The 416-nt window shown below is 45.7% G+C and carries 1 pseudogene (only partly in view); it reads left to right on the forward strand.

The features are described 5' to 3' along the window. A pseudogene (gene rnc / locus ACFE90_RS18700) lies at positions 1-416 on the forward strand (ribonuclease III) (its annotated part extends 313 nt beyond the left edge of the window); the annotation flags it as partial.

Raw genomic sequence — 416 nt, forward strand, 5'->3', positions numbered from 1 at the left:
GAGCTATACTTACTTGTCGCTGGCAGCGCTACCGCTGATAAAGTTGGTCAAGAGTCACGATTGGCAGATGCTTTTGAAGCCGTTCTCGGAGCGCTTTACCTCAGTACTCAAAATCTCGAACTTATTCACCCTTGGCTAGATCCCCATTTCAAACAATTAGCGACAGAAATTCGCCTCGATCCCGCCAGATTGAACTATAAAGCTGCTCTACAAGAATGGACTCAGGCTCAATTTAAAGTTTTACCTGAATATCGAGTTGTGGAAATTAATCTACCCCACCACAATCAAGAACGTTTCATGGCTGAAGTGTGGCTGCACGGCAAAAAGCTCGGTCAAGGCAAGGGACGCTCGATTAAAGGCGCCGAGCAAGCTGCTGCAAAAGTAGCTTTTTTTGGAATTATCTCTCAGGATAAACC

This window comes from uncultured Nostoc sp. (assembly GCF_964245445.1).
Taxonomy (GTDB): Bacteria; Cyanobacteriota; Cyanobacteriia; order Cyanobacteriales; family Nostocaceae; genus Nostoc.